This is a genomic window from Actinomadura sp. 7K507 (assembly GCF_004348425.1).
Lineage (GTDB): Bacteria > Actinomycetota > Actinomycetes > Streptosporangiales > Streptosporangiaceae > Spirillospora.
The window spans coordinates 1-7,856 of record NZ_SMKK01000332.1 but is presented as its reverse complement, the minus strand read 5'-3'; the positions used below and the strand labels follow the sequence as shown (position 1 = coordinate 7,856).

Annotated in this window: 7 protein-coding genes and 1 pseudogene; 1 reads left to right on the top strand and 7 read right to left on the bottom strand. The window is 71.8% G+C overall.

Annotated elements, in window-relative coordinates; all coding sequences use genetic code 11:
- The 7 genes and pseudogenes from E1285_RS41325 to E1285_RS41295 all read right to left on the bottom strand — a co-directional run.
- Nucleotides 1-910: pseudogene (locus E1285_RS41325) on the bottom strand (hypothetical protein); the annotation flags it as partial.
- A gap of 101 nt (nt 911-1,011) precedes the next feature.
- Complete coding sequence (locus tag E1285_RS41320) at nt 1,012-2,841, bottom strand: DUF87 domain-containing protein (protein ID WP_132160118.1); 1,830 nt, start codon at nt 2,839-2,841, stop codon at nt 1,012-1,014.
- Between the two features lie 3 nt (nt 2,842-2,844).
- Nucleotides 2,845-3,867, bottom strand: a complete 1,023-nt coding sequence (locus tag E1285_RS41315) for a PrgI family protein (RefSeq protein WP_243723416.1) — start codon at nt 3,865-3,867, stop codon at nt 2,845-2,847.
- A gap of 89 nt (nt 3,868-3,956) precedes the next feature.
- Nucleotides 3,957-5,240, bottom strand: a complete 1,284-nt coding sequence (locus E1285_RS41310) for a type IV secretion system protein (RefSeq protein ID WP_165966982.1) — start codon at nt 5,238-5,240, stop codon at nt 3,957-3,959.
- A 28-nt stretch (nt 5,241-5,268) separates the two neighbouring features.
- A complete protein-coding gene (locus E1285_RS46120; protein WP_165966981.1) occupies nt 5,269-5,625 on the bottom strand; it encodes a hypothetical protein in 357 nt (118 codons plus the stop codon).
- 40 nt (nt 5,626-5,665) lie between these two features.
- The gene (locus tag E1285_RS41300) at nt 5,666-5,980 is read right to left on the bottom strand and encodes a pilin (protein WP_207947196.1); all 315 of its coding nucleotides are present in this window, start codon (nt 5,978-5,980) and stop codon (nt 5,666-5,668) included.
- Nucleotides 5,981-6,015: 35 nt separating this feature from the next.
- Nucleotides 6,016-7,260, bottom strand: coding sequence for a hypothetical protein (locus E1285_RS41295; RefSeq protein WP_132160113.1), 1,245 nt, complete (start codon nt 7,258-7,260; stop codon nt 6,016-6,018).
- Nucleotides 7,261-7,672: 412 nt separating this feature from the next.
- Here E1285_RS41295 and E1285_RS46975 point away from each other — a divergent pair.
- A partial coding sequence (locus E1285_RS46975; RefSeq protein WP_207947195.1) for a hypothetical protein occupies nt 7,673-7,856 on the top strand: 184 nt, incomplete at its 3' end.

The following is a 7,856-nucleotide window of genomic DNA, read 5'->3' as shown; positions in this document are numbered from 1 at the left end:
GGGTGGTGGCGGTGGCGTAGCGGACCACGACTTCGAATCGGGGCGCGGCGGCCTTGTCCAGGATTGCCCTGATCTCTCCGGCGCGCTCGGGGTGTGCTGCGGCGACTGCGGCCGGCCGGGCGGGCGGGGTGCTCGCCGCGGGGGTGAGCAGATCGAGCACCCGGCCGATCGGGCTGGGCGCTTGGGCGCCGCGCATTTGGGCCGCTGCCCGCGCCGCTCGGCCCAGGCGGCGCCCGGTGGCGGGGCGGGCCAGGATCTGCACGACCGCGTGCTGCCGCTGGGTGATGCCCGAGGCGGCGCCCAGCAGCGCCCGCAGCGGATCGGTGCCGTGCTCGGCCGCGATCGGATGATGGTCAGGGCGGGCCAGCTGCAGTACCCCACCGGTGCACACCACCCCCGCGGACCCGACGTGTTCGCCGGTCTGGGTGTGTTCGTCGGGCAGGAGCGGCTCCGGGTCGGTGATCTGGGTGCGGGCGGCCGGCCAGGCCGCCTCGACCGCCCGCGCGACCAGGCCGGCGGGGATCGGCCCGGCCACCCAGAGCTGCACGGTGAGCTCGGGCCCGTGCCAGCCATACTCGAACGCCACGTGCGGCTGCCCGAATATGGTCCGCCGCCAGCGCGGCCGTAGCAGGCCGATGAGGTTGGACCACAGCGCCGCGGCGGCCGGCGGATCGACCTCGGGCGGTACCGCGATGCGCACCACCCGAGCACCCTGCGCCAACCGCCCTCGACGCCAGCGGTCCAGCAGCCGTCGTCCCAAGACGGTGACCGCCACGACGCCGACCGCGACCACGACGACCAGCGGCAGATGCGCCAGCAGGAACTGCTGGGCCGTGTGCCACCAGTGCGCAACGGTCCCGAGGGGGTCGTTCAGCCACTGCTCTACCGGCGAGTCCTGCTTTGGCGGCACCTGCTGCGCTGCGCCTCGGGCAAACTGTGATGCGGTCGACGGCGGGACCTGAGAGGACGGATGGGCCGCCAACGACAGCGGTCTTGTGGGAAGCGGAAGCGTCACAGCAGGTCCACCTCATCGGCCTCGGTAAGGTTGGTGGGCGCGGAGTCGAGTTCGGTGTCGTCCAGCGCCGCCAGGAACTGCGGGCTTGTCGAGCACAGGGCGTGCTCGGCGGGGCTGGAGGCCACGTCGAAGGCCACCCGGTCGGCGCCGGCGACCAGCAGTCCCTGGCCCTGGCGGGCGGAGGCGATCAAGCGTCGTTCGCCGTCGGTGAGCGCGAACGCCTCAGCGACCTGGTCCAGGACTTGCGGGGCCTGGCGGAGCAGGATCTGGGTGGCGGCGTTGGACACCACCGCTCGTCCAAGGTCGGAGGACAGGACGTCGGCGGCGTCCTGGGTGACCACCGTGAGCCCGGCCCAGTGCTTTCGGGCGGCCTTGGCCATCCGGAACAGGAACCGCGCGCCTTCGGGCTGGCGCATCAGCAGCCAGCCCTCGTCGACCACCACGAGCCGGGGCCGGCGCTGGTGCGGGTCGGACACCCGCCGCCAGATGGCGTCCAGGGTGAGCAGGGTGCCGACGGTTTTCATCTCGTCGGGCAGGTCACGCAGGCTGAAGACGATCAGGTGGGAGTCGGGGCGGGTGGTGGTGGGCCCGTCGAACAGCCCCCGCCACGTCCCGGTGGTGTAGGGAGCGAGCCGGGCGGCCACCTCGCTGGCCTTGGCGTCGCCGTCGGCTTGCAGTGCGGCGGCCAGATCGGCCAGGACGGGGGCCGGGCGGGTCCACGTGCGCGGGTCGGAGGTCAGCCCAGCGTGGTGGTAGGCGGCCACGATGCCGCGGTCCAGCGCCGCCCGCGCCGCCGGGTCGAGTGGTTCCTCCAGCAGGACGCCGACCAGGGTGTGGATGAACAGGGCGCGGCGAGTCAACGCATCAGGTGTGCGGGCAGCGCCAGGCGGTAGATCGAAGGGGTTGAGCCGCACTTCTTCGGCGCCGAGCGCGATGTGCGCGCCGCCGACCGCGTCGGCCAGCCGGGCGTATTCGTTTTCGGGGTCGATGACGCACACTTCGACGCCGGTGTAGGCCGAGCGGAGGATCTCCAGCTTGGCCAGGTAGGACTTGCCGGCGCCGGAGCGGGCCAGGATGACGGAGTTGTGGTTGTCCTGGGCGAACCGGTCCCACATCACCAGCGACGACGAGCCGGCGTTGGTGCCGTACAGCACCGCGTGCTCGTTCAGTGGGGCGTGCAGGTCGGGGGAGGTGAACGGGAACGCAGCCGACAATGCCGCGGTGTCGAAGGTCCGCCTGCTTTGCAGCACGTCGACGCCGAGCGGCAGGGTGGTGATCCAGCCTTGCAGCGACCGGAAGGTGGCGGGTTTGGCGTCGATCAGCAGCGCGGCGGCCATGGCCCGTACCCGCGACACCTCCTCCTCCAGCTGCCGGGGGTCGTCGGCGTGGACGGTCAGGTACAGCCCGGCGCGGAACAGCCGACCTTCGCCGCGGGCCAGGCGGGAGGCGAGTTCGGCGGCGTCCTCGGCCGCGGCCTGCCCTTCAAAGTCGACCAGGCGGCCGTGTTCGTGATCGGAGCGGGCCGACGATTCCAGCCGGGCCAGCTGGCGCCGCAACCGGGCGGCGGCCACCTGCGGCGGGATCGGCTCGATATGCAGGGACACGTCCAGCCGGCCGGGGTAGGTCAGCAGGGGTTCCAGCCAGCCGAGCCCGACCTCGCGCGGGTACCCGGTGACCACCAGCGACGCGCACGCCCCCTCCCCCAAGTCCAGACGGCGGGGGTGGACCTCGATCGCCGGTGGCCCGATCCCCAAGGCGGCCGCCCCGGTCTCGGCCGCAACGCCCCCGAGCAGGCGCCGGGAGATGCCGCGCAGCCTGGCGCGCATGACTTACCGCCTCCCCGGTTCGATGTGGGCGCGTCGGCGCCGACCACTGGTGGGGTCCGGGGCGGCCGTGATGGTCTCCTCCGGCGCTGCCGCGCCCGGCGGCATGGGTGGGGCGGTCGGGTCTGCCGCCTGCGCCAACACCGCGGAGGCCTGGGCGGCGTCGAGGATCTGTGCGTTGATCCCGGCGGCCGACAGCGCACGGGTGGTCTGCTCGGCACGCCGCACGACCCGCGCGGACGCACCCGTCACGCTTCGCCCACCCGAGCCGCCCGTAGCCGAGGTGGCGCCGGATGGGGCGGCCGCCTCGCGCAGCACGACCAGCACCTGCCGGGCGAGCAAGGTACGGGACGCCGACAGCTCGGCCAGGTAATCGGCGTGCTCGAGCGCGGCCTGTTCCAGCGCGGGGTGCGGCAGGCCCCCGGCTTGCCGCCGCACGGTGGCGATCGCCGGGTGCAGATCGATCGGCTGCGCCCGCACCAGGATCTGCGCCGGGCCCGACAGCGAGTTCAGCCAGGCCGCGAACGCCCCGACCAGCCCAGCTTGCTCATCACCGGTGCGCAACCCGAAGCTGACCGTGCTGCAGGCAACCACCGCGGCCGCGCCCTCGGCCCCCAGATCCAGCACGCCGTCCGGGCCGATCGTCTGGACGGGCAACCGCAACGGCGCCGCCCGCCCGGTGGCCTGCCCTTTGGGTTCGCCCGCTGCGGCCCAACTGACCGACGGCTCGTCGGAGGCGGGGACCAGCAGGCGGGGGTGGCGGCGCTGGGCCAGCGCGAACACCAGCAGCCGGTCCAGCCCGACGCCGTCCCGCTCGGCCAGCGCCAGCGCCGCCGCAGCGCCCAAGACCACCACCGCGAACCCGGCGGCCACGGGCAACGGCAGCAAGGTGCGGGTGGCCTGGTAGCCCAGCCACACCATTGCGGCGGCGGGAATCAGGATCGCCAACTGACGGGCGGTCAGATTCGCCACGATCACGTCGGGGCGCTCCACATTGGCGGGGATGGTCACCCGGTACTGCTCGGACATCCAAGGCTCCTAAAACCACGAGACGAACCACGAACGGACAGGTCAGCAAGCGTCGGCATGGGGCGAGGCGATGCCGAGGCGGGGATCGGCTAGGTGGGTGGGTTCCATGGGCGGCCGGGATGAGGGGGTGGCCACACCTGCCGGTCCGGTGGCGACGATCGCCGTGGGGGCGTGGGCGGTTGGCGCCAGTCCCCGGCGTGCGGGGGCGCCCAGGTCGTGTGCGGGTTACCCCAGCGCTGCTGCTGGCCGGTGCTATCGGTATCAGGTCGGCCGCGGTGCGCGTGCTCGTGACCGGCGGGGTCGGGTGGTGTCCACCGCTGCTCGGGGCGGCCCCAGCGCGGCTGCGCCTGTGGCTCGGACGCCGCCGCCGGCGGGAGCGGGAGCGGTGCGGGGCCGGGTGCCGGAGCCTGCTGAGGTCCCGGTGGAGGCGGTGGCGGGCGTGTTCTTCCTTCGGTGGCTGCGGACCGGCCGCCGCCCGTGACTGTGCCGAGGACGCCGCGGAAGATGACCAGCATGGCGGCCGTCCGGGCTGCCCGCGCCAGGGGGCTGCGCGACAAGCCGCCCTGCCAGATCTGGCGGGAGATCCACGAGGGGATGCGCACCAGGATGTACAGCAGGCACATCGCGATCCACAGATCGAGCTGATCACCAGGAGCGCGCACCCCGAACCAGGAGACCATGTCGGAAGTGAGCAGCACCCGCATCGCGGTGATGAACACCAGCGCCTGCGCCACCTGGATGGCCAGAACGCCGGTGAAGGCGCGCCACCACAGCTTGGCGATCGGCTCGGTCTGCGGCAGCGCGTGACAGGCCAACGCCAGCGGGGCCGCCACGATCAGCAGGATCGTCAGCATCACCCGGACGATGTAGATGATCGACAAGATCAGCGCCAGCAGCACGGCCCAGAAGATCACCAGCACCATGAACACACCAACGTCGCCGGGGTTGATGGAGTGCACGATGATCTTCTTGAGCTGCCCGGCCGCCTGCGCGGCGTCCACGCCCTCGCCCAGCAGCGCCCCCGACAGGCCGTTGGCCAGCTCGATCGCCTGGCCGACCAGCAGCAAGCTGATGTTGGACAACACCACCGCGACCACCAGGCGCGGCGCGATGTCCTTGACCGTGTAGGAGGTCTGCACGCTCTGGTGGCCCATCACGATCAGCCCGCCCGCCAGCACGAACAACACGAAGACGGTATTGGCGACCGTCAGCGACGCGGTCCACAGTCCCGAGACCCGGGGCGCCTGGTCCAGCCGCGGGGTGGCCAGCAGCGACGTGCCCAGCATGTCGAACACCGGGTTGATCGCCGAGGTCACCAGGCTCTTGAACCAGCCGCTGACCATCCGCTCGAACCGGCAACTCACATCGAGCAACCCGCACCCTTCCGAACCGCCATCCGATTCAGGCGGGCTCGACGGTGCTGGACTCGACGGAGCCGGACTCGACGGAGCCGGACTCGACGGAGCCGGACTCGACGGAGCCGGACTCGACGGGGCCGAGCCGGACGGGGACGGCGAAGCCGGTGCTGGGGACGCCGGAGTCGACGGTGAGGACGGCGCCGACGTGCTCGGAGTCGCCGACGGGGTCGAGGGCGATGGGGTGGGTGTGGACGCGACGGCCGCTGCCGACATCGGCTCCGTGGCCTGTTCGGCGCTTCCCCCGGAGACCATGCCGGTGGCGGCCAGGGCGGCCAGGCCGGTGGCGCAGCAGATCAGCACGAGCTTGACCTGAGTGCCCATTCGCAGACGCGCCAGACACCGCGGCGGGCGCAGCCATCCAGGACGGGTACGCATTCGGCTCACGCCCCCACGAACCCTTTGAGGATGTTGACCAGTACCGGTGCCAGCACGGCGATGCCGTAGCCGATCGCGGCGTACTTAAAGGTGTTCTTGGCTTTGCCCACCTCGCCCGGGTCACCTCCGGCCAGCAGGTACCGGATCCCACCGACCGTCAGGAACAGGGTGGCCAGCGACACCAGCATCCCGACCAGCCACCGGGTGATGTTGTTGACCACCGTGTTCAGATCCTGCGGCGGCTCCGCCCACGCCGCCCCCGCACCCGCCACCGCCGCACCCACCATCAGCACGGCAACAGCGACGACGCGAAGCAGCATCGCGGTAACCACCTGAACGGGACCGGCCCGGCGCCTCATCGCGTCCCCCGCGAGTCGCCTGGCGCCCCTCGGCCTCGACCACGGCTATGGCCGCGGCGCCGACGCCGACCCGACCGGGACGGCGATGCCGGGGAGGAAGAAGCAGACGAGGACGAGGGCTGCGGGTCGGGAGGAGACTGGCGTGCGGGGCCGCAGAAGGCTTCACCTCCTTCGGTGTGAATGTGTTCGGGGTCGGTTGTACCGTCCGACCGGGTGGATCGGCCCCGCACGCCAGCCGGTCGCGGGCCCAGCCCTGCCCTGCGCTCCTCGGCAGGGCTCGGCCGCCGTTCTTGAGCCCGGCGGGAGTCTGCTGCCCGCACTAGGAAAAGACCGCGATCGCGGTCAGGATTGGACACCCGGTGCTCGACTTCGCCGGAGGCCAGCGCAGCGACCAGGCGACGTTCCCCACGCTGCCGGGCCTTGTAGGCGGCTTGGACACCGACGCCGAGTTCGGCTGCGGCCTGCTTGAGGGTGAGGTCCTCCAGCCGGGACCGGCCAATCAACTCCGCCGCCAGCGGTGACAGCACGCCCTTGGCGACCGCGTCGGCCAGCAGCAGGTCGGGGTGGCTCCACGGAGGCGGCGGGGGTGAAGATTCCAGCGGCGGCAGCGGCATCGGCGCGACGCCCTGGCGGGTGTAGCGGGTCAGCAGGCCGGCACGGTAGGCCGACCACCGCAACCGGGTGATGATCCCCGGACGACTCGTGTCGACGCGGTGCAGCGCGTCCACGAACCCGGTCAGCAGCGCGGCGTGCAGATCAGCTGGTTCACCGCGGTAGCCCTCGGCCAGATCATCGGCCATCCGCCACAACGCCGGCAACGCCAACCCCACCGCCCCGAGCACCCACGCGGGCGACCCCGAGTGCGCCTCGGCCACCACCCGCCGCCAGACGGCATCACGCGCGGCGCGGCCGGTGGCCGGATGCAGCAGCATCGCCTGCAACTCCCCCAGCGGGATCTGCCGCTGCGGCAGCCCATGCCCGACCGCCGCCCCATCCACAGACAGCGGCGCCGGACCCGTGACCAGCATCCGGAACGCCTCAGCGGCGGTCTCCAGCGAGGTGTGCGCGGCCGCGCTTGCTAGGGCGCGGTCCTGCGGGCGGTGCCGATGCCGGCGACGCGGCCGCTGGCCGGCCTGCCGCTCACCGGACGAAGGCTCGCCGGACGACGACGCAGCGGACCGAGGCAGGGCGGCGGGCCGCGACGGACTGGTGTGCGAACGGCGCTTACCGGTAGCTCCCATTACTTCCGGACTCCCTTCGAGCTCCACACGACGAGGGGTATTCAGGAGTCCATGAAGCCAGTCAGCTTAGGCATTTCTTAGGCACCGGAAACTCCATAGGGGCCTGCCGATCGATTGCCCACAAAACACCTAAGCCGCAGCACGCCTATGGCGCCAGCGACGGGTTGAATATGCGCACCTAAGATCACGCCTACGGGATCTCGTTCCAGCTCAGTGGGCTATCTGCCGAGGCCCTCCCGGGTGCGGGTGGCTGCGCCTATGGGCGCGCGCCTATGCACTCCATGAGCACATGAAAAGCTTTGCGCGTGAACTGGTGAACCGCCTAAAGCGTGCCGGTTACGCGCCTAGGCGTGTGCCTAAGAAATGCCTACGCCACCGGGTTGGCTAGGGAACGTGCCGTCCAAGAAATCAGGTGGATACGCAGAAGCACACCCTCATGCCCCACCACCCCGATAATTCCGGCCACGAACCGCAGCGGCCAGCCCCCGAGCCTGACAGCACTACTGAGCCGGTGCCGCTGTCGGTATGGCTAGGCGCCCAGCGCCCCGCCGCCAGCCAACGCCGCGGCCGCTACCTCCCCGACTCCACCGCCCACC

Coding starts and splice junctions, on each gene's coding strand:
- E1285_RS41315 (WP_243723416.1), bottom strand. CDS start 3,867: ATGTCCGAGCAGTACCGGGTGACCATCCCCGCCAATGTGGAGCGCCCC.
- E1285_RS41295 (WP_132160113.1), bottom strand. CDS start 7,260: ATGGGAGCTACCGGTAAGCGCCGTTCGCACACCAGTCCGTCGCGGCCC.
- E1285_RS41300 (WP_207947196.1), bottom strand. CDS start 5,980: ATGCTGCTTCGCGTCGTCGCTGTTGCCGTGCTGATGGTGGGTGCGGCG.
- E1285_RS41320 (WP_132160118.1), bottom strand. CDS start 2,841: ATGCGCGCCAGGCTGCGCGGCATCTCCCGGCGCCTGCTCGGGGGCGTT.